This is a genomic window from Paenibacillus guangzhouensis (assembly GCF_009363075.1).
In the GTDB taxonomy this organism is placed as follows: domain Bacteria; phylum Bacillota; class Bacilli; order Paenibacillales; family Paenibacillaceae; genus Paenibacillus_K; species Paenibacillus_K guangzhouensis.
This window is the reverse complement of record NZ_CP045293.1, coordinates 5020976-5042422: the sequence shown is the minus strand read 5'-3', so window position 1 is coordinate 5042422 and position 21447 is coordinate 5020976. Positions and strand designations below refer to the sequence as shown.

The window sequence follows — 21447 nt, the reverse complement described above, 5'->3', positions numbered from 1 at the left end:
ACAATGAAGCAAATGAGAGAAGCAATCAACACATTGATGTTCCGATTTACTGCATGGTATGTGCTTAGTCTTTTAGCAATCATCCTGTTTATTGGGGTTTGTATTATTGGGGCTGTCAGTTATTTTCTAATACAGGATACGAAGCATGAACTGAAAGCGGTGGAGCAGAAAATTACGGATGGCCTTGAGGAGACGATCGAAGACTGGCAGGAGATGTTGGATGAGATCCTCTATCCTGACCATGCGAATTATAACGTGGAGATCCGAAATTCCAAAGGGATAGCGGTAGCGCATTCTAGGGGTTGGGGGGTGTCTCCCAATGCGAATGATCCAGACAAGGTGGAATTAACGTGGCTGGGACCCTTCCAGTGGAATGCGACACAGGGCTTATTTTTGTACGATGAGTACTTCCATCATAGTAATGGGCATAAGATGACCATTCGTATTCAGGTGCAGCTGAACAATATTGCGCATATGATCGGGGTTATGATTAAGGTTCTAAGCATCACGGGGATCTTCAGCATGATCATCGGATCTTTGCTCATTTATCATCTTACACGAAGGAATATGCGCCCTTTATTCGCCATTATGGATGCGATGCGAGGCATGAGCGATAGTACGGATATGAAGCTGCGTATTCCCGTGCCGTGTACCCCAAAGGAGCTGTCTGATCTGGCGCAGACAATCAACTATCTATTAGATCGACTCGAGGACCAGATTGAACGGGAGAAAAGCTTTGTCTCGAATGCTTCGCATGAGCTGCGGACACCGCTGACGGCTTTTCAAGGTCATGTACAACTGATTCAGCGATGGGGCAAGCAGGATCCAAGTGTATTAGAGCAATCGATTCAAGCGCTCGATCAAGAGAGCAGACGCATGCAGCGTCTGACCAATCAATTGTTAACATTAGCGCGAACAGGCAATATGATCATGAAACAGGACAAAGTGAATTTAGGCAACACTGTTACAGATGCTATTCAGCCTTTATGGCGCGGAGTAACGCATAAATCTCTGGAAGAGCATGTAGATCCCTATGTATATGTCCTAGGAGATGAGGAACAGCTTCGGCAGATAGCGATCATTCTTTTTGAGAATGCAATACGCTATACACCTGACGGAGGATCTATTACTATTCGGGTTGGGGAAAGGAATGGAGAGGTGTTATTCACCGTAGCGGATTCAGGAATCGGCATTCCGAAGGATGATCTGGATAAAATATTCGATCGATTCTATCGGGTGGATAAAGCGCGGTCTAGAGAAACAGGCGGCACAGGGCTTGGGTTGTCCATTGCTAAAGAGCTGGTGCAGAATCATGGGGGCGAGATCACTGTGAGCAGCACGCTCGGGGTAGGAAGTACGTTTCAGGTCACATTGCCTGTCTATGTCGTTCAGGGGGAAGAACAGGCCTAAGGGCACAGGGGAAGAGGAAGCCGTTGCCGACTTCCTCTCGTATAGCGGCTGATGGCACCGCTATCCCCGATGTTTGGTGTAGCGATGCTTCGTATGATGCGGCCGGGATGGGGTTGAAGGTTGGTCGCTTGTCGGCTGCGTATTGTTCCCTTGATCGATTGCTGGTGTCACGGCTTGTCCATTGTCAGGCAGAACGCGGCGGATGGTGTTGATCCGAGACTCCCATGAGCTCAGGCTAGTGATCGTCACGCCAGGCTTGCCATAGGTGTGCATGAGCTGCCCATTCCCGATATAGATTGCGACATGATGGATCGGCGAATAGAAGAAGACAAGATCTCCCGGCTTCAGCTGATCCCGCGACACATAAGTTCCTACACGAGATTGTTGTCTCGAATCACGCGGAAGGGAAATGCCGTTCTGCTTAAAGACGTACTGTGTGAACGATGAGCAGTCGAATGTACTGGTTACACCGGACTTCGAACCGAATTTATATGGCACCCCCATGAATTGTTTGCCGGTTGCAATGATATTGTCTGCGATCGATGTGGATACGGATACAGATGCAGTTGCTGCGTGTGCTGTATGAGGCGGAATAAGCATGCCTCCCGTGAATAATAAGGAGAGACTAAGACTTGTGCCTAGAATCATTTTTCCGAATTTTGGTGTACGAATCATGGTCAATTTCCCCCTTGATGTGAACTGATGGTGAGTTGTCTTGATCACCTGCTATCACCATAACACATCAAAAAATACCACGATTTACCTTAAGTTACAGAAACTAATGGCACACCTGCATTTGCGAAGAAGTATGAGAAGTCGATGAGAATATTCTCATGTTGTGTTCATTGACAGGTATCATAAGAAATGTACAAAAAATCCCACCAGCTTAGGGACCTAAGCGTAGGTGGGATTCATTTATTCTGCGTGAGCTTCCATTATCTCCGAGCCACATCGGAGAAATAGAATTTGTCCAGACGGTGCCTTGATTCGGTATACTCGAATTGTCTGCCGTCATAGAGGTGCGTGAAGTTCTTGACCACAACAACATAGTCGGTTCCGTTCAAATCAAGGTACTTCCGGTCATCCCCGGAGCAGGGCTGGACTTCGATCACCCGCTGGGCATAGCTAATATGCAGGTCAAGCGTCTTCTCGATATACGCATAGATCGACGATTCCGCGATTTCGGTCGTCAGGCCCGGGATCAGCTCGGTAACGAAATGGTTCACGTCGAGGATAACATTCTCTCCCTCCAGCTGACGGACCCGCTTGATCCGCGTGATTTTCGTCTTGGTCTTCACGCTGAGCAGCTTCGCAGCGTCCTTATCTGCCGCGAAAGTATCCATCTCGACCACATTTGTCTGGAACTTGCGATTGAGCCTTGTGTTCTCCTCTTGGAAGCTCACAATGCCGCCAAAGCGAAACTCAATATTTTTCTTCCGCAGGACGAATACGCCCTTGCCATGGATCTTCTGTACGAAACCCCGTTCCTGCAATAAATCGACCGCCTTGCGCACGGTGCCGCGGCTTGCGTCGTACTCCTCCATCAATTCCGTCTCGGAGGGGATTTTATAGCCTTCTTTCCATTTGCCCGACTCGATCTTCTGTACGATCGCTTCCATGATCATCTCATATTTCGTCATGATTCGTGCCCCCGTTTACTTCTCCATCTATCCCCTTATCGTACCATAAAATACGTGTCGAAACGTAGGATGTCGAAAGAACCGCCATCACGAACAGGATGTGTTCACATGAGGTGGTTCTTGTTCGTTATTCGGTTCGCATACGATAGACGATCGATTCGTAAGGACGGAGCCGGAGCGTCGTTCCGTCTAGACTCGTCACATCTTTATCATTCGTTAGCAGGATTTCTGCTGATCCTGAACGCAGCTGCTCCAATAAAACAGGCTCACTCTGCCAATCAATCGAAGTCGGTTCTCCGTAGAAATTGTTCACGACAAGCAGCGTCTCATCTTCTGTTGTCCGGGTATAGGCCCATACCTGCGGATGATCGCCACACACGATGCGATAGGCTCCCTCAGTTACGGCATCGACGGTTTTTCGTAATTGGATGAGTTCCTTGTAGTGATACAGCACGGAATTCGGATCCTGACGTGCGCGTTCCACATTAATTTCAGGATAATTAGAAGCGACATCGATCCACGGCTCAACCTCTGAGAAACCTGCGTTGGTACTGTTGTCCCACTGCATCGGCGTCCGGGAATTATCACGCGACTTTTGACGAATGGCGTCCATAATATCCTCGTCAGACTGTCCTGCTCGACGTTTGATGCCATAGATGTTCAATGTCTCAACGTCACGGTAACAATCAATCGACGTGAAGTTCGGGTTCGTCATTCCGATTTCTTCCCCTTGATAAATATAAGGAGTACCTTGCAGCATGTGGAGTGCGGTGGCGAGCATTTTGGCTGATTTCTCACGATAGATGCCTTCATCACCGAACCGTGAGACGATACGCGGTTGATCATGGTTGCACCAGAACAGCGCATTCCATCCGTTGCCATCATGCATCCCGGTCTGCCAATCCGACATGATCTGCTTCAGCATCGCGAAGTCGAAGGGAGCCTTCGTCCATTTATCGCCGTTCGGATAGTCCACCTTCAAATGGTGGAAGCTAAACGTCATCGACAGCTCATGTCGCTCCGGATTCGAATATAAGACACAATTGTCGATTGAGGTAGAGGACATTTCGCCAACTGTAATCACATCACGTCCAGCGAAAACTTCGCTGTTCATTTCCTGCAAATATTCATGCACGCGAGGCCCATCCGTGTAATGCTTGCGGCCGTCGCCGGTCGGGTCATCAGGGAAATCTTGATTTTTCGAGATCAGATTAATGACGTCGAGCCGGAAGCCGGATACGCCCTTATCTGCCCAAAAACGCATTATGTCATAGACGTCTCTACGCATTTGTTCATTCTCCCAATTCAAGTCGGCTTGGGTGGTGTCGAATAAATGCAAGTAATATTGCTCTGTTGTTTCGTCATAAGCCCAGGCGGATCCGCCAAACTTCGACGCCCAGTTGTTCGGTTGATCGCGCCAAATATAATAGTCCCGGTAGCGGCTGTTCCGGTCCTGCTTCGCTTCTTGGAACCACGCATGATCGGTGGAGGAATGATTGACGACGATGTCCATCATAATTCCAATGCCGCGAGAGCGCGCTTCTGCGATGAGTTGATCGAAATCCGCCATCGTGCCGTAGCTCTCGTCAATCGTGTAATAATTGGCTACGTCATAGCCATTATCGCGCTGAGGCGACGTATACACCGGGGTTAGCCAGATATAGTCGACGCCGAGAAACGCCAGATAGTCGAGCTTCTCGGTTACGCCTTGAATATCTCCCGTAGCGCGCTGCTGCGCGCTACGGAAGCTTTTGGGATAGATCTGATAGATAACTGATTTTCTCCAGTTCGCTGTGCTGTTATTCATGATGTCTCACCTCTCTTATTCAGTACCTGATTCGCCATCGCGGTTGTTCAGCTTCGATGATTTGGAGAAGAGGTACGTTAAGCCAAGTGGAACGACGATCGCAATCACCATCCCAATCATGAATGTTGGGATATATTTCGGAATGATAGAGATGAAGCCTGGCAGACCGCCGACACCAACGCCTGCTGCGAGAACGCCGCTTAGTGTGATAAAGATGGCTGCGATACCCGAGCCGATAATTGCGGCATAGAACGGGAATTTGTTGCGTAAGTTCACACCGAACATCGCCGGCTCTGTAATCCCGAAGTAAGCTGATAACGCCGAAGTGGATGCCATGCTCTTCTCTGTCTTGTTCTTCGCGATCCAGAACATTGCGAGTGCGGCGCTGCCTTGTGCAATGTTGGACAGTGCGATCATTGGCCAGATAAAAGTGCCGCCCGTCTGAGCGATGAGTTGCAAGTCAATGGCGATGAACATATGGTGCATGCCTGTAATGACGAGCGGAGCGTACAATGCGCCGAAGATGATTGCGCCAAGCGCAGGTGCAACGTCGAAGATCATAACGATGCCGTCCGTGATGAAGTTCCCAACGTGACGTGTGACAGGACCGATAATACCCAGTGCGAGAACGCCGGTCACAACGATCGATGTAATCGGAACGACGAGCAATTGAATGGAGCTGTGCACTCTTTTGCGAAGCCATAATTCGACTTTACTTAAGACATAAGCTGCGACGAGAATCGGCAAGATTTGACCTTGATAACCGACCTTTTCAATGGAGAATAGACCTAGAATATCGAAATAAGGAAGCGTCTGACCGTTCAGTCCGGAAGCAGCTTGTCCATAATTCCAGGCATTGAGCAAATCGGGATGGACAAGCATTAGCCCAAGCACCATACCGAGAATTTCGCTGCCGCCGAATCGCTTCGTAGCGGACCAGCCGACGAGGGCTGGCAGGAAGACGAAGGATGTGTTCGCCATCATATTGATAAGTCCCCATAGACCTTCGAGGTTCGGGTAGACTTCAAGTAAGTTCTTGCCTTCGTAGAATAAGTCTTTCGCGCCGATGAGATTGTTCAGACCCATCAATAGACCGGCCGTAATGATGGCAGGAAGAATCGGCATGAAGACGTCGGAGAAAATCTTAACAAGCTTCTGAAGCGGATTTAGCTTCTTGCCGCCAGAGGTTTTGACATCGGCCACGGTAGCCTTCTCCATCTTCGTTAGGTCGATGAGCTCGGCATAGACGCGTTCAACGTCTACAGGTCCAATGATGATCTGGAAGACGCCGGCGTTATGGAACGCGCCTTTGACGAGTGGAACTGTGAGAAGCTTGTCCGTATTCACCTTGTTGTCGTCTTTCAATGCGATTCGCAGTCGTGTGACGCAATGGGCAGCTTGGTCGATATTGTCTTTGCCGCCGATCTGTTCAAGTATTTGTAATGCAGTATCCCGATAATTCTTGCTCATGGGGCTGCCTCCTTCAATCCAATGTTGTAATCATGATGTGTTAGCGCTTACAGCTAATAATATAACTCGTATATACGAGTATGTCAACACTTATATATACGAGTTTATTCCGGATCTATTGGAGGGCGTTTACGTTTCGTGCTTTTTTTGATAAAATAACCTTATCGTTGCTGCTTCATGCAGCATCCATGCTGATGTAGCTCAGGTGGTAGAGCAACGCACTCGTAATGTGTAGGTCGGTGGTTCGAGTCCTCTCATCAGCATATCTATAAACGCAGCAATGGCGCGGTTTCCGAGGTTTTCGGACTCCGCGCCATTTGCTTGAAAAGGCCATCTCCTATGATCCAGTATAAGCACGCAACTTTTCTGCTATCCACCGCGTCAGCATAAGTGATGGTTTCCAAATTTAGTTAGGAGATGGAATCGAATGCGATGGAATAAATGGCTCAAACTCACGGTTGGTTCTGCTCTGCTAGGCAGTGTCCTCTTCTCGGGCTCACCTGCTTACGCCGCAGCGCCTTCTGTCTTCGTGAACGGGGAGCTTCAATACGACGCGATGATGGTCAAGGGAAATGCCATGATCAAATTGCGGGCGCTGACGGATCCGGCGTGGATTGTTTTTGCTTATGATCCGAAGACGCGTGTTGTGATGTTTCATACGAAAGATAACAAGATTACGGTCAAATTGCGGGAAGGCGAAAAGAAGGCAACCGTGAACGACAAATCCGTTCCGATTGATGCAGCAGTTGTGAACAAGGGCGGATTGACTTATGTGCCGCTTCGGTTCATCAGCGAGACGCTTGGCGCTTATGTGAAGTATAACGCGCAAGACAATCGTGTCATCGTACGAACGCCTACGGCTCAGCAAGAATACGAGACGCTGATGCACGGTGATCTGACGGAAGCACGCGAGATTGCCTTAAAACTGCCAAAGATCTCGGGGGATGCGCCGATGTTAGAATCGGGTGAAGGGTATCATCATTATGGTTTCACGTTCCCCGAAGGAGAGGCCCAGCGATATATTTTCGATAATGCAGGTTACGACTATGGGTACTACGAGGTCAATGAAGAAGGACTAGCGATCAAGAAATGGCAGTATGATGAGGTAGCTAAGCGTGAATGGGGCGTGAAGCCGACGTTTGGAAGCTCGGTCTATTTCTCGAATTATTTTATGGGTGGTGTGTATTACTACGGCAAGACCGATGCTCAAGGGAACAATAAAGAGCTTGGCAGGCTTTTATCTGAAGAGGTCGACGGAAGAGTTGTTCCGATTGAAGGCGAGAAGCGCACGAATGCGAGACCCTAGCGCTTAGATCATTTTTCATATATTAAGGCGTGTTTTCAAGGGGTAAATGTATATCCCTGATCAATTGGAGGTCTTATCTAATGGAACATAAAAGAAAAATATCTTCTCGAATTCTAACGGCGGCTCTAATCGCAGCTATGGCCTTATCGGTACCGGTAGCGGCTTCGGCGGCGGGGGCGACGCAAGCGAATAAGCAAGTCCCAAGCGGTATTAAGGTTGTATTGAACGATGTCCAATTTCAACCGAAATCGGCTCCTTTCCTCGAGAATGGAGTGCTCTATATGCCGTTACGGGATACAGGGGAATTGCTCGGTACAATCGTGTTCTGGAACTCAACGACTAAAGTCATAACCATGACGTATCCAAATCAGTTCGTGAAGTTGAATTACGGCTCGACGCAGGCGACGGTCAACGGGAAGGCGGTACAATTGACGGCTCAGCTGCGGTTGGTAGATGGAAGGATGTACGTTCCGCTTCGTTTCTTCTCGGAAGCTATTGGAGCTGGCGTGGAATGGAGCCCATCAAAGAGTACGGTAAACATTACGAAATCCAATGATTTTGTGAAATATGAAACAGGCAGTACATGTTGGTTGAATCACAAGACGGGGGATCTCTATTACGCGTATCCTTATGAACAACCACCGGTTCCTATCGGTAAGATCGAACTAGATCATCCTCTTCAAGGGAACGTATCCATTGACACGATGAGCGTCAATTCGGGGGCCCGGATCATTACCGTCGTGGATAATTTCGGCGAGCCGCATGTGAACTATGATGTGTACAGCGTACTTCTAGTTAACAAAAAAATTGTAACGCAGAAGAAAGCGAGCTATTTCCAGCGTTATGATGGTAACGTAAGAAATTATCAAACACTTGACTCGAAAGCGGAAAAGTGGATTGAACATTTGTTGATGACCGATGGCAAGATTTTGAGCGTATATAATGATCAAGGTCAGCTTGTCCAAGAATATGATCTGCCGAAGCTTGCTGGACAAGATGATATATACACGATAGAAGGGATCGGCGATGATTACTTGCTTGTTCGGCCGAACAAGACAGGACTGCTGACGTTGATTGATCTGAATGATCATTCCGTTGTCGTGCTGTGCGACAAGCTGCTCACCGGCCAAGAGCTGGATTACGCGCACAATAATGATGTACCATATCGTGGAGATGATTTGCGATATCACAGCGAATCAACGGATGGGGATCTGATCTATTTCACGCATTACAGCCCGTTTGACGGGAAGCATCATCTGTTGACCTATCATCGGAAAAGCGCGAATTAAACTTCGCGATGATCCTGCTCCATCATAGGGATTGGTCCGGGCGGAGGCCGAAGACGCAAAGCTATAGGGGCTTACATGAACGGTTATCGTTGATCAGCCAGCCAGTTGTTTTTAACGGTGAGGGGAAAAAGGATACTGCGCGGCTTCCGAGGTTATCGGAGGGCGCGTTTTTTGTATCTGCAGGCGGACTGCTCTAAGCGGCTGAAATTGATTGCACAGATGTGACTGATTGATGGACTAGTGGGAATCTATCGCGGTCGATACGTCGTCCCAAATATGGTAGAATCAGGGTGTGAATCTGCGTAAACAACAAAAGGAGAATCTATGAACAACCCGATCCATATTCTCGTCGCCGAAGACGACAGTGATATCAGCCGGCTGCTGTGCAGCATTATTAAAAAAAGCGGGTACATCCCACAGCCCGCCTTCTCAGGAACGGAGGCGCTTCTCTATCTGCAACAGCGTCAATGGAGCATGCTGCTTCTTGATCTGATGCTGCCGGGAATGACGGGGGAGGAACTGCTACAGCAGCTCGAGGGGCGTGATGATATGCCGATTATTATCATTTCGGCCAAGGGCGAGCCTAAGACCAAGGTGTCTGTCCTGCGCGGGGGAGCGAGCGACTTCATTACGAAACCTTTTGATATCGAAGAGGTTTCAGCACGAATTGATTCTCAATTGCGTTTATATGCCCGCATTGCACAGTCGGCTTTGCCTAACGTACTGAAACATAATGGTCTTGTGCTTGATCAGGACGCCAAGACAGTGACGGTGGACGGGGCAGAGCTAAATCTCACGGCGCGGGAGTTTGAAATCTTATTGCTGCTCATGTCAGCCCCAAAGAAAGTGTTCACGAAGTCCAACTTGTATGAACGGGTATGGGGGGAGCCTTTCTATGGCGACGATAACATCATCAACGTGCATATGAGTAATTTGCGGGGCAAGCTGGCCAAGGCGGCGCCGGGGAGCGAATTTATCGAGACGGTATGGGGCATGGGCTATCGCCTCAAGCCTTAATACATTCTTAAGTTTTGGCTTTAGCTCTTCTTATGGTTTGATTTCTATACTTGGTCTATCACAAAAAGGAGGCCAAGACGAAGATGCAAGAATACGTGTTAAAAACAAATCAGCTGTCCAAAACATTCAAAGGTCATCGAGCGCTCGACAAAGTCAATTTGTCCATTCGCAAAGGCGCGATTTACGGATTTATCGGGCAAAACGGCGCTGGAAAATCGACATTGATCCGTCTTGTAACCGGGCTCGCATTTCCGTCCGGGGGTTCAATGGAGCTGTTCGGCGCAAGCGGGGAACAGGCATTGATCCAGGCTCGCAAGCGGATCGGTTCGATCATCGAAAGCCCCGCGCTGTTCCCCCATATGACTGCCAGCGAGAATTTAGAGGCAAATCGGATTTTGCGCGGCATCCCCGGCAAGGATTGCGTCCCTAGGATGCTGAAGCAGGTTGGACTGCAGGGAACAGGCAACAAAAAAGCAAAAAACTTCTCACTCGGCATGAAGCAGCGATTGGGGCTTGCGATTGCGCTGCTGGGCGATCCCGAATTTCTAATTCTGGATGAGCCGACCAATGGCTTGGACCCGATGGGCGTCATCGAAATGCGCGAGTTGTTAAAGACGTTAAACCGGGAACTGGGCATTACGATCATGATCTCCAGCCACATTCTTAGCGAACTGCATTTGATGGCCAGCCATTACGGTATCATCCATCGCGGAAAATTGCTGGAGCAACTGACTGCCGATGAACTAAACGAAAAATGCCAGCAGTACATCTATATAGAAGTGAATGATCCAATTAAGGCGGCCGCGGTTATACAAAACGAGCTAGGAACGGTCGATTTTGAAGTGATGCAGGATGGAGTCATCAAGCTGTACAGCCGGATGGAGAAGCCGAGCCAATTGTCGTCGGCGTTATTCTCAGCAGGTCTTGCGATCGAGAAGTTTATGCCGATGGGCGAAGACCTGGAAAGCTATTTTACGAAGCGGATCGGGGGTTCTGCTCATGTATAACCTGATCCGAGTGGAATTTTTCAAGCTTCGCAAAAACCGGTCGTTCTGGACGCTGCTGATCGCACTTTCCGTCCTATCGCTTGCGTATCCTTTGCTATATTATTTTGATCACCGCTCAAGCGGTGAGCCGCAGTATACGGGGGCCGAATTCCTGCTCTCTTTTCTCTCGAGCAATGCCTACGTGATTAAATTCGGCGTTGCGGTGTTGGCCGGCTTCTTTATCTCCAACGAGTATGCAACCGGCGTTATGAAGACGATTGCGTCATCGGGCAATACAAGAGGACGGTTGTATGCAGCCAAGCTGACCGTATTCGCGATCGGAGCAATGGCAATTTCGCTTGTTTTCCCCATCGTCAGCACGGTGGAGGTCACGCTGCTGTCGGGCTTTGGTCAATTGCCGGAGGGGAGCGGAGCGATATTCCTGCTGCGGGTGCTCGGTCTGACGCTATTGTATACGGCGGCCTACGCGGCCATCGGGGCGCTTATAACTGCAATTTTTACGGATAGCGGCAAAACGATCGGCTTTTCGATGATTTTTTTCTTGATGATCGATGTGATACTGGCGAACGTAGGTTATAAGGTGGATTTTGTTAATACGCTTTATAAATATTCCATTTTCAAATTAATCGGCGATATTGGCCGGCTTACCATCGAAAACGGAGATTGGCCGGCTCTTCTGATTGTGCCGATATTGACGATTGGCGTATCGGCGATTCTGGGCATTTTGATATTCCGAAGGAAAGATATTAAATAGGGGACGGGAGGGGGAGCTTGTTGCTTGTCCTTGCAATTATTTTAGCGGCGGCAGCAGCTCTCCTGCTGATCCGTCTGGTGATGCTGAGGCAGGAATTGGGACGGATGACGGAGCAATTGCACAGTTATAACGAAGGAGATACGGGAAAGAAAATCGATGTGGCTTTATTTGATCAGAAGCTCGAAGAGCTTGCCGGACAAATCAATCGCCAGTCCCGGTTAATCGCCGAAGCGGAAGCACAGAAGAAACGAATACAGCAAGAGTTTCGGCAAGCTGCCGTGAACATGTCCCATGATATCCGTACGCCTCTGACCTCTATTTTGGGCTATATTCAATTGCTGGAGGAGGACACCCTATCCACGGAGGAAAAGCACGAATACGTGGGTATCGTCAAAAATCGGGCGAAGCGTCTGCAGGCGTTGCTGAATGATTTTTTCGAGTTAGCCGTCATTGAATCGCCGGATGATTACCTTAAGATCGAAAAGATTGACATGACCGACCTGATTTCCGGAATTTTGGTAGATTTTTACGATTTGTTCAACGAACGAGGCATAACCCCGACCATACGGCTAGCGGAGGAGAAAGTAAGCATCTACGCTGATGAATCGGCTGTGCGGAGAGTGGTAGAAAATTTGCTGAGCAATACAGTCAAATATGCCAAAGGGAAGGTGGAAATCTGCTTTGAACGGCAACTGGGGTCGGTCGAGTTGATGATTATCAACGAGGCGAAGGGACTGGCCGGGAGCGACGTCAGCCTCCTGTTTGACCGGTTCTATACGGCGGATCTCGCCCGTTCCACCCAAACGTCGGGCCTTGGTCTCTCCATCGCCAAAAGTCTGATGAACAAGATGGGGGGAACATTGACCGCGGAGCTGGAAGGGGAGCAGTTGCGGATGATTTGCCGATGGGATGTACATCATAATCCCTTAGTATGAGACGACGCAGCAATGGCGCGGTTTCCGAGGTTTTCGGATTCCGCGCCATTTTCGTGTGACCAGTCTTTATTTATTCAATGAAATCTCAAATTTGGAGCCAGCTTCACCTGCGAATACAATGCTACCGTTCTCCGGTAATACGACCTGATTCTTACCGCTAACTACGGTGTGGTTGATGCAAATACCCGCTTGATTATAGACAGCAAAGGCGCTATTTGAAGGCATTTTAACCGTCATGACCTTTCCTTTGGCACTCGCAGGCACGGAATACCATTTGGCATAGCCATCAGCGTCGATCGTAGTCGAAGAATCTTTACCGGAATAGAGCGGTTTGACAAGCTCCTCACTCGCGTATACATTACCTACGGCTGTTAAATATTCGATCCCGTTCTTCGTAAAGAAATTGATTTCCATCGTGTCACGACCATCCATACCAGGGATTTGCAGCCCATTGATTGCTTTGTCTGCTGCAATCATCTTATTATTCAAGACATACCCTGGAACCTCTTTCAAGCTATGAAAAGGAATGATAGCTGAAGCATTGAGATAGATCGTTGATGTATACTTCTCACTCAAGAGGTAATATTTTTTACCTTCGCGCTTTTCCCATGCGGCGGTAATATCCTGAGGTAATTTACTCATTTCAAGCTTCTCTGCACTATATTCCGAGAGAGCCAACTGTCCGAGCCCTGGCACGGATATGTATGAGCGAGACCACAAATAGGTGCGCCCATTCTTCTCCTCAACGAATTTCAACTTTTCAGTACCTTTATCGTTTACAAAAGTCCCATCAGCCGTATAGGTGTATGGTTTAGCAGGGCTATTTGGAGCTGTGAGCGTGGATACAAACATTTGTCCAGTCGTGTTCATTTCTACCTTCATTACCGAATTATTACCGCCATAAACACCTGCATACTGGGTTATTTCCTGCGGTATATCTGCTTTTACAGGGACACCAAACGATTTTTCTGGCTTCCGTTCTTGAATGATATCCTTTTCCTCAAGAGCGCTGAGCAACAGTTCACTCGCAATGAATTGATCGGTTGCGCTTGAACCCCCTGATGAGGTAACGGCTGCAGCCATGTTGTATTCCGGGAGCACAACTAATGATGAATGATACGATGTGGTATCTCCACCTTTTGTAACGGCCTTGATGCCGTATTCGTTGAATGGGAACAAGTTCACACTATCCCACCCTAATCCGTAAGAGATAGACGTATCGCTATCCGCTGACCACATGCCTCTTTTATATTCTTCTTGTGCCATCGCTTCTACCGACTTACTAGAAAGAATGCCATCGACCTGTCCCGTGAAGATTTGTGATAATTTGGCGAGATCTTCCGCTGTGGAGTAAATGCCTCCTGAAGCAATGATGTTATAGTTTTCTTTTGGAAGTTGTCCATCATACAGAGGCGAATAGATCCCGGCCATTTTCGCTGGATCCAGTAGATCCTGCGGGGTTTTGGTGTGCGTCATGTCCAGTGGCTCAGTAATATATTTGTGTATGAATGCAGTGAATCCCATGCCACTCACGCGCTCGACCAGAATCTCAGCTAACGTAAACCCATCATTACAATATACCGAGAACGCTCCTGGATCTGCCTTTAGACTTTGCGTCGCTAATTGCTCTAAAAAAGTGTCATGTGAAAAAGTATCATGATCCCCGTACAATGTTGCATTTCTCCCCGAGGTACCGAGAAGACCGGAGGAATGATTCAGCAGCATACGTGGTGTAATCTGTTTGTATCGGTCGTCTTTCATCTTAAAATCAGGTATATACTTCACAACGGGCAAATCCAAATCTACCTTGCCATCATCTACAAGCTTCATAACAGCCGTTGTGAGTATCATTTTGCTGGTTGAACCTATCCCATAGATCGTATTTGAAGTAAGAGGGACTTTATCCATTAGATCGTTTTTTCCAGCCTGTCCGGATATCACAATCTCACCATCATCAATGAGCGCATATTGTAGACTTGTCGTGCCGTACTTTTCAGATAGTAACTTGGCTTTCTCAGCAGCGATTTTCTTCGTTACATCGAAAGTAAGATCACTGCTGTTCGTAGCTGTTGCGGCCATTGCAGACATTGGAGCTAACATGGTTAATACCAGGGTTAACGCGGCGATTGAAGTTCTTTTTTTAGCCAATTTCTTGCCCACTCTCATTTTCAAATCTTCTTGTGCTACCATTCGCATCTTCTCCTGTCCTTATCTGTTTATCGGGCTAGATTAATCTAGCCAATACAGATAGCTTATACGACGAAGATGTACTCCCAATGACGACAATATGAATGGAGTATGAACAGGCTAAAAAATGCTGGACCTGATCGGTTAGAGGTCTCCCGGCTCTATAAATTTCACCTCTGGATACATGTCGTTCGGCCCGATCCTCTTTTACCATTTATGTCTCCTGTTATCCCCGTCACAATAGACCCCGACACGGGCCGAATGGGACAAACTGTGGAAAACCGTCCTCCTTTGGGACGGTTTTCCATTCGTTCTATTTATTTTGCTTCTTTCATAAATACTCTAACGTCCTCAGCGATTTCTTTGAATTTGGTGTGGTGCAAATAATGGGAGCCTTCCATGATGATGACTTTGCCATGAACCGAGTCCTTGATCTGGCCTTCATGCAGAGGGATCCAGCCGGATACCCCTTGATTATTCGCTTGCACAAAGAGTAGAAGTGGAAGATCTTTCGGGAAGGTTAAACCTTGAGCCCCTTTGAAATTGGAAGAAATATGGTCCATCTCATTCAACATCGTAGAAGCATTCGAGTTTATATTCGACAGCATCTTCATCTGCTTCACGGTGCTATCATCAAATGCGAGTCCAGCATATGGGTCACTACCAAATTTGACCATCAATCGTTGGAGACCTGAATTTTTAAGAAATGCAAACATTTTTAATGGGAATTTAACATCCATACCCGGTTGGGTTGGAACACTGCTATCGATTCCGACAAATGCAGTCACCTCGTTAGGATACTTGTTCACATAATTAATACCGTAAATGCCCGTAATGGAGTGGCCCATGAGCATGTAGCGGTTAATGTTAAGCTGCTGTAGCGCTTCATGAACTTCACTTACGATATTCTCTGTGGTTCGATCTTTTTCCGTTCCATCACTTAATCCATAACCGAAAGGCTCAACTGCAACAACTTTGTAATAGGGAGATAGTTCATCGATGAGTAGCTTAAAATCAAGCGCCGGTGCAGCTGTCCCATAACCAGGTAGAAGCACGATCGTCTCCTTGCCATCGCCTTGAATCAACACATTCATTTTTTTTCCGTCGACAGACACGTGCTGGCCGTACCGCACGATGTTTGCTTGATCTGATTTTGTTGCGAATATATTCACGATAAATACAATGGCTAGAAAAAGCACGATCGCAATGGCTATTGCTCCTAAGGCTTTGAGTAAAATACGCAGCGGCTTACGCATCCATTTTTTCGTTACTTCTTCTTGTGGTTTCATGTTCATCTTCTCCTGTCCCTCATCTCTATATTGGGGTGATTTGAATAAAAAGCTGTTAGAAGAAGCTTATACGATGAAGATGTACTCCTCATGTCAACAATATGAACTGAATATGAACAGGCAAAAAAATAGTACGAGATCCCATACAAGGAAGCTTGCACATGATCCCCTAATATGGAGGTCAAATATTCAAACAGTGAAAAAACCGCCCATTAGGACGGTTTTATATCACTTATTCCATATGATTAAAATCGTAGAGATACCTTCTCTAGTACACTTACTTTATTTCGCCCATAAATTCTCTCAAGTTCTCTACGATTTCTTTGGCTTTGGTACGATGAATGTAATGATCTGCCTCGAACAGCATCACTATTCCATGTACAGAATTTTTAACTTGCGCTTCATGTTCAGGTACCCATCGATCCGTTACGGGATGATTCGCTTGAATAAAGAAAATAATAGGAAGATTTTTAGGGAATGACACGCTTTCAGCTGCTTTAAAATTAGAATACATATGTTCAACTTCATTGATTATGTTAGGGTTAAATAAGTTTTTGTGCATAAGAATCCTCATTTGTTCTTTCGTTCCATCATCATAGGGCAGTGCGGCTATTGGGTCCGTACCCAATTTCATGACCAATCTGGAGAGACCTAATTTTTTGAGCCATTTCACCATTCCAAGTTGGGAAGATTCAATCTTCTCCGTTAGCGTCGGAACACTGCTATCGAGCCCGACAAATGCAATGACTTCGTTCTCGTATTTATTCACATAATTGAGTCCGTAAACGCCTGAAATGGAGTGGCCCATGAGTATATAACGATCAATGTTAAGACCTTGTAAGGCTTCGTGAATTTCACGAACAATATTCTCAGTGGTCCGCTCCTTTTCGGTTATATCACTTAATCCATATCCAAAAGGCTCAACGACGACGACTTTGTAGAAGGGGGACAGCTCTTCGATTAGCGGCTTAAAGTCCAGTGCGGGTGCCGCTGTTGCAAGGCCAGGCAGGAGGACGACGGTTTCTTCACCTGTTCCTTGAATCAGTACATTTATATTTTTCCCATCTACAGCTACGTGCTGGCCGTAAGGCTCTAATCTTTTGGACTCCGATTGATTGCATATAATATTAACGATATAAACAATGGCTAGAAACAGCACGATGGCTGTCAGTATTGCTCCGATGATTTTTAGAAACATGTTTCGTACTTTTTTGGTTCTCGTTCGATTCCTCGTTTTCAATTCCACTTTTTGTACCATTCGTATCTACTCCTGTCCAGATCTGTTTTTTCAACAAAGCTTAAATAGCCCGCGAATGAAAGTGTAACGAATTGAGATGTACTCCCCGTGACGTCAATATGAACCGAGGATGAACAAGCAAAAAAATGCCACATCGTCATATGCACAGCGAAAAACCGCCCCATAGGACGGTTTTCCATATCACATTTACTTCGTTTCTTTCATAAATACTCTAACGTCTTCAGCGATTTCTTTGAATTTGGTATGGTGCAAATAATGCGATCCATCCATGATGATGACTTTGCCATGTACCGAGTCTTTGATCTGCCCTTCATGGAGAGGTATCCATCCTGCTACATCTTGATTATCCGCTTGTACAAAGAGTAAGAGTGGGAGGTCTTTAGGGAATGCTAAGCCTTGAGCCCCTTTGAAATTAGAGGAGATATGATCCATTTCATTCAAGGTTGTATCATTATTCATGTTTTTATTCGAAATTAGTTTCATTTGTTCTACGGTTTTTGCATCAAATGCGAGTCCTGTATACGGGTCAGCACCTAGTTTCATCATCAATCTTAAGAGGCCTGATTTTTTGAGGAATTCTAATTTTTTTATTGGGAATTTAACATCCATACCAGGTTGGGTTGGAACACTGCTATCGATTCCGACAAATGCAGTCACCTCGTTTGGATATTTGTTCACATAATCAATGCCGTAAATACCTGTAATGGAGTGGCCCATGAATATATATCGGTTAATATTAAGTTGCTGCAGCGCTTCATGAATTTCACTTACGATATTCTCTGTCGTTCGTTCTTTTTCCGTTTCATCACTTAAGCCATAGCCGAAAGGCTCAATCGCGACAACTTTGTAAAATGGCGATAATTGATCAATGAGCAGCTTAAAATCAAGCGCGGGTGTAGCCGTTCCAAAGCCAGGCAGGAGTACGATCGTTTCCTCGCCTTCGCCTTGAATGAGTACATTCATATTTCTCCCGTCTACGGATACGTGCTGACCGTAGGGCTCTATTTTTTTCTGTTCCGAATTGTTGCTGATTACATGAACGGTATATACAATGCCTAGAAAAAGAACAAGGACGAGTACGATGGCTGCGATGATTTTAAGTAAAATGTTTCGCACTTTCTTTGTTTTCGTTATATTCTTCGTTTTTACTTCCTCTATTTGTGTCATATTCAACTACTCCTGTCCTAATCTGTTTATTCAGCTACCTTATCGGTGCGACTAATGGAAGTTTAACCAATAAAGATGTACTCCCCATGACGACAATATGAACTGAATATGAACAGGCAAAAAAATGCTACGAGATCCCATGCAAGGAAGCTTGCACATGATGCCGTAGCATAGTGAACGCGCGATCTAGACCACGGATTCTGTTGGCGTAATGATTGGTAAGGTGATTATGAAGGTCGTCCCTTGACCAGGTTCACTGTCTACTCGGATGTAACCTTGATGAAGCGATACGATCTGTTTAACGATGGCAAGTCCCATACCGCTGCCGCCATATTTACGGCTGTGGGAACGATCGGCTTTAAAAAAACGCTCGAAGATCCGCTTCTGATCCTCTAGGGAAATACCAATGCCTTGGTCGGATATTCGGACGGTCACGTTTTTGATATCTTGCTTGATGCTGACGTCAATCATGCCGCCATCCTTCGAGAATTTGATGCTATTGCCGATGATATTCGTCCAAACCTGGTTGAGTAGATCTTGATCGGCCGTTACTTTAACGGGATGTAGGTCAAGCTCAAAATGGATGTTGCGTGCAGACCATTGTGGCTGGAGCGCCACGATGACCCGTCGGATTTGTTCATCCAGACTGAGCGTGACGTGCCTGAGTTGCTGTGACTGCGATTCGAGCAAACTCAGCTTAAGCAGGCTATCGCTCATTTTGGACATCCTTTTCGCTTCCGTGATAATAATATCAAGATAGCGGCTTCGTTCGTGATCTGTGAGGTTCACTTGCTTAAGTGCTTGCGCATAACCGGATATTGACGTGAGCGGAGATTGTACCTCGTGCGACACATTCGTTACGAATTCCCTGCGCATCTGCTCAAGCTGCTGCAGATCGTGCATCATTTCTTCAAAGCTTCGCGCCAAAGTCCCCAACTCACCCGATTGCTTAATATTCAGCTTGACGTTGAAATCCCCTGATGCGATGCGTTTCGTCGCTATTGTCAGCTTTTTGATCGGTCTGACCAAGAATATAGAGGCGACGAGAATTAATAAGCTTCCTGTAATTAAGGAACTGCTTGCAAAGATCAATCCCCATTTGACGACAAATGAGGCTGAAGGAGGGGCGAGCGTTTCCAAGAACATCGCTTTCGGGCCGATTTCCGTCTTCAACGGCAATCCTAAGAGGACTGACGCAATACCATTCGGTGTGGCTTGGACAACGCCTCCTTCGAGTACTTTCTTCAACTGCTCGCTCGTCACAGGAGCTGGTGTATGCCCGTTCAGTTTACCGTAGGACTGGAACTGACCTGTTGCTTCATAAATGCGAATATAATACGAATCGAGCTGCTTCATTTCACTCACGAATGCGTCCGCTTCGCGTAACGGAAGCGTCTTATAAATATGGACGACGTCTTGACCAAAGTTACGTAAATTGATTTGCGCGTTCTCGTTCAATTTTTCTTCGAATATCCAAGTAGACATATAGAAAGCGATAACCGTGCCCGCGATGACGGAGACGAGAAATGTCAGGACAACGCGAATATATAAGGACCTGATCATTCGGTTACCTCAAGCCGATACCCCAGTCCACGCACCGTTTCGATCTTAAAATCGGGTGTTGTCGCAAATCGTTCACGCAGCCGTTTGATATGTACGTCGACCGTTCGATCATCTCCGGCGTAATCGATACCCCAAATCTGATCAATTAACTGTTCCCGCGTGTAGACTTGTCCAGGTGTTCCAGCAAGCTTATATAGCAATTCGAACTCCTTGAGCGGCAATGTGAGCGACTCCGCCCCACTCGTTACTTTATACGTCTGCCGATCCAGGATGACATCGCCAAATTTAATCGTCTGCGTGGAGCCAATCTTGTATCGTTTGAGCAGAGCCCTAACACGAACCGTTAACTCTAATGGATCGAACGGCTTGGTCAAATAATCGTCCGTCCCGAGTTCAAACCCCTTCACTTTCTCCCACGTCTCGCCTCTCGCAGTCAGCATCAGTAAGGGAAGATCCGGATTGGCTCTTCGGAGCTCTTTGCATAACGTCCAACCATCCATCACCGGCATCATAATATCGAGTACGACAAGATCAATATGCGTCGAGGCATAGACGGTCAGTGCTTCCTTGCCATCTGCGGCTTCGGCTGTTGCGAATCCGTCGTTGCGTAGAAATAAACAGACGAGTTCGCGAATGTTCGCATCATCATCTGCAACGAGTATAGTAGGCATCCGATCCCTCTTTTCGCTGTTAATCATCCTAATAGTGATTATACTATATATGGAATTGAAACATAGAATAACGTGAATGACCGAGCGTTAAATAACGATCTACAAATTTTTGGATCATCCCAGAGATTGCTGCGTATAAGAAGGGAAGAATCATCACATAAACTGTCAAACATAAATTCGAAATGAAAATGAAGCCAATCAAAGGGAGATGTGGGTATGGGATTTTTGGATGGATTATTGGGTAATGCTTCAGCCGTGAGCGAGAAGGAAGTACAAGAGGAATTGCAGCCGATTCTATTTCCCGGCGAGACCGTGGATAAGGCGTATAAACTCATTCGCGACATGTTCGTGTTCACAGACAAACGGTTGATCTTGATCGATAAGCAAGGGGTTACTGGAAAAAAGGTAGAGTATATGTCCCTCCCATACAAGAGTATTGCGCGTTTCAGCATTGAGACAGCAGGAACATTTGATCTGGATGCAGAGCTCAAAATTTGGATTTCTAGTGCTGTCGAACCAACGGTCGCAAAGCAGTTCAAGAAAGATTCCAATGTCTACGATGTACAGCGGATTTTGGCAGAGAAAGTGTTGAAATAATAAATCATTCATCAGGAATCCATCGCGTTGAAGCGGTGGATTTTTTCTTTTTTTATGGAAAAAAATATAAACACCTATTG

The 21447-nt window shown here is 46.7% G+C and carries 17 protein-coding genes, 1 tRNA gene and 1 pseudogene; 9 read left to right on the top strand and 10 right to left on the bottom strand.

Annotated features, from left to right (window positions below):
• The first annotated feature begins 3 nt into the window (after positions 1–3).
• Positions 4–1410, top strand: coding sequence for a HAMP domain-containing sensor histidine kinase (locus tag GCU39_RS22665; RefSeq protein ID WP_152395555.1), 1407 nt, complete (start codon positions 4–6; stop codon positions 1408–1410).
• 189 nt (positions 1411–1599) lie between these two features.
• On the opposite strand, the pseudogene GCU39_RS22660 reads toward GCU39_RS22665, so the two are convergent.
• From GCU39_RS22660 to treP, 4 genes and pseudogenes are all read right to left on the bottom strand, one after another.
• A pseudogene (locus GCU39_RS22660) lies at positions 1600–2085 on the bottom strand (C40 family peptidase); the annotation flags it as partial.
• Positions 2086–2345: 260 nt separating this feature from the next.
• On the bottom strand, positions 2346–3053 hold the full coding sequence (gene treR / locus GCU39_RS22655; protein ID WP_152395553.1) for a trehalose operon repressor: 708 nt from the start codon (positions 3051–3053) through the stop codon (positions 2346–2348).
• Between the two features lie 124 nt (positions 3054–3177).
• Positions 3178–4857 carry an alpha,alpha-phosphotrehalase gene (treC, locus tag GCU39_RS22650; protein WP_152395552.1) on the bottom strand — a complete coding sequence of 560 codons (1680 nt, stop codon included), beginning with the start codon at positions 4855–4857 and terminating at the stop codon, positions 3178–3180.
• Positions 4858–4872: 15 nt separating this feature from the next.
• Positions 4873–6327, bottom strand: coding sequence for a PTS system trehalose-specific EIIBC component (treP, locus tag GCU39_RS22645; protein WP_152395551.1), 1455 nt, complete (start codon positions 6325–6327; stop codon positions 4873–4875).
• Between the two features lie 190 nt (positions 6328–6517).
• On the opposite strand from treP, the gene GCU39_RS22640 reads away from it, so the two are divergent.
• From GCU39_RS22640 to GCU39_RS22610, 7 genes are all read left to right on the top strand, one after another.
• Positions 6518–6590 (top strand) — tRNA-Thr (locus GCU39_RS22640).
• A 164-nt stretch (positions 6591–6754) separates the two neighbouring features.
• Positions 6755–7633 (top strand): copper amine oxidase N-terminal domain-containing protein, encoded by an 879-nt coding sequence (locus GCU39_RS22635; protein ID WP_152395550.1) that lies wholly within the window; start codon positions 6755–6757, stop codon positions 7631–7633.
• A gap of 80 nt (positions 7634–7713) precedes the next feature.
• Positions 7714–8922 carry a copper amine oxidase N-terminal domain-containing protein gene (locus GCU39_RS22630; RefSeq protein ID WP_152395549.1) on the top strand — a complete coding sequence of 403 codons (1209 nt, stop codon included), beginning with the start codon at positions 7714–7716 and terminating at the stop codon, positions 8920–8922.
• 324 nt (positions 8923–9246) lie between these two features.
• Positions 9247–9939 carry a response regulator transcription factor gene (locus tag GCU39_RS22625; protein WP_152395548.1) on the top strand — a complete coding sequence of 231 codons (693 nt, stop codon included), beginning with the start codon at positions 9247–9249 and terminating at the stop codon, positions 9937–9939.
• Positions 9940–10022: 83 nt separating this feature from the next.
• The gene (locus GCU39_RS22620) at positions 10023–10946 is read left to right on the top strand and encodes an ATP-binding cassette domain-containing protein (protein ID WP_152395547.1); all 924 of its coding nucleotides are present in this window, start codon (positions 10023–10025) and stop codon (positions 10944–10946) included.
• The gene (locus GCU39_RS22615; RefSeq protein ID WP_152395546.1) at positions 10939–11700 is read left to right on the top strand and encodes an ABC transporter permease; all 762 of its coding nucleotides are present in this window, start codon (positions 10939–10941) and stop codon (positions 11698–11700) included. Before GCU39_RS22620 ends, GCU39_RS22615 begins: the two co-directional genes overlap by 8 nt.
• Before the next feature lie 20 nt (positions 11701–11720).
• On the top strand, positions 11721–12635 hold the full coding sequence (locus tag GCU39_RS22610; RefSeq protein WP_152395545.1) for a sensor histidine kinase: 915 nt from the start codon (positions 11721–11723) through the stop codon (positions 12633–12635).
• A 66-nt stretch (positions 12636–12701) separates the two neighbouring features.
• Here GCU39_RS22610 and GCU39_RS22605 read toward each other — a convergent pair whose 3' ends face one another.
• From GCU39_RS22605 to GCU39_RS22580, 6 genes are all read right to left on the bottom strand, one after another.
• A complete protein-coding gene (locus GCU39_RS22605; protein ID WP_193726585.1) occupies positions 12702–14825 on the bottom strand; it encodes a serine hydrolase domain-containing protein in 2124 nt (707 codons plus the stop codon).
• Between the two features lie 314 nt (positions 14826–15139).
• On the bottom strand, positions 15140–16111 hold the full coding sequence (locus GCU39_RS22600; protein ID WP_152395544.1) for an alpha/beta hydrolase: 972 nt from the start codon (positions 16109–16111) through the stop codon (positions 15140–15142).
• A 277-nt stretch (positions 16112–16388) separates the two neighbouring features.
• Complete coding sequence (locus tag GCU39_RS22595; RefSeq protein ID WP_152395543.1) at positions 16389–17369, bottom strand: alpha/beta hydrolase; 981 nt, start codon at positions 17367–17369, stop codon at positions 16389–16391.
• A gap of 186 nt (positions 17370–17555) precedes the next feature.
• Entirely contained in the window at positions 17556–18536 is a 981-nt protein-coding gene (locus GCU39_RS22590) for an alpha/beta hydrolase (RefSeq protein WP_152395542.1), read from the bottom strand.
• Between the two features lie 186 nt (positions 18537–18722).
• Positions 18723–20099: a sensor histidine kinase gene (locus tag GCU39_RS22585; protein ID WP_152395541.1), complete on the bottom strand. Its 1377-nt coding sequence runs from the start codon at positions 20097–20099 to the stop codon at positions 18723–18725.
• Positions 20096–20770 carry a response regulator transcription factor gene (locus GCU39_RS22580; RefSeq protein WP_152395540.1) on the bottom strand — a complete coding sequence of 225 codons (675 nt, stop codon included), beginning with the start codon at positions 20768–20770 and terminating at the stop codon, positions 20096–20098. The genes GCU39_RS22585 and GCU39_RS22580 overlap by 4 nt, the downstream gene beginning before the upstream one ends.
• 216 nt (positions 20771–20986) lie before the next feature.
• Here GCU39_RS22580 and GCU39_RS22575 point away from each other — a divergent pair, with 216 nt between their 5' ends.
• Positions 20987–21367, top strand: a complete 381-nt coding sequence (locus GCU39_RS22575) for a PH domain-containing protein (RefSeq protein WP_152395539.1) — start codon at positions 20987–20989, stop codon at positions 21365–21367.
• Positions 21368–21447 lie beyond the last annotated feature (80 nt).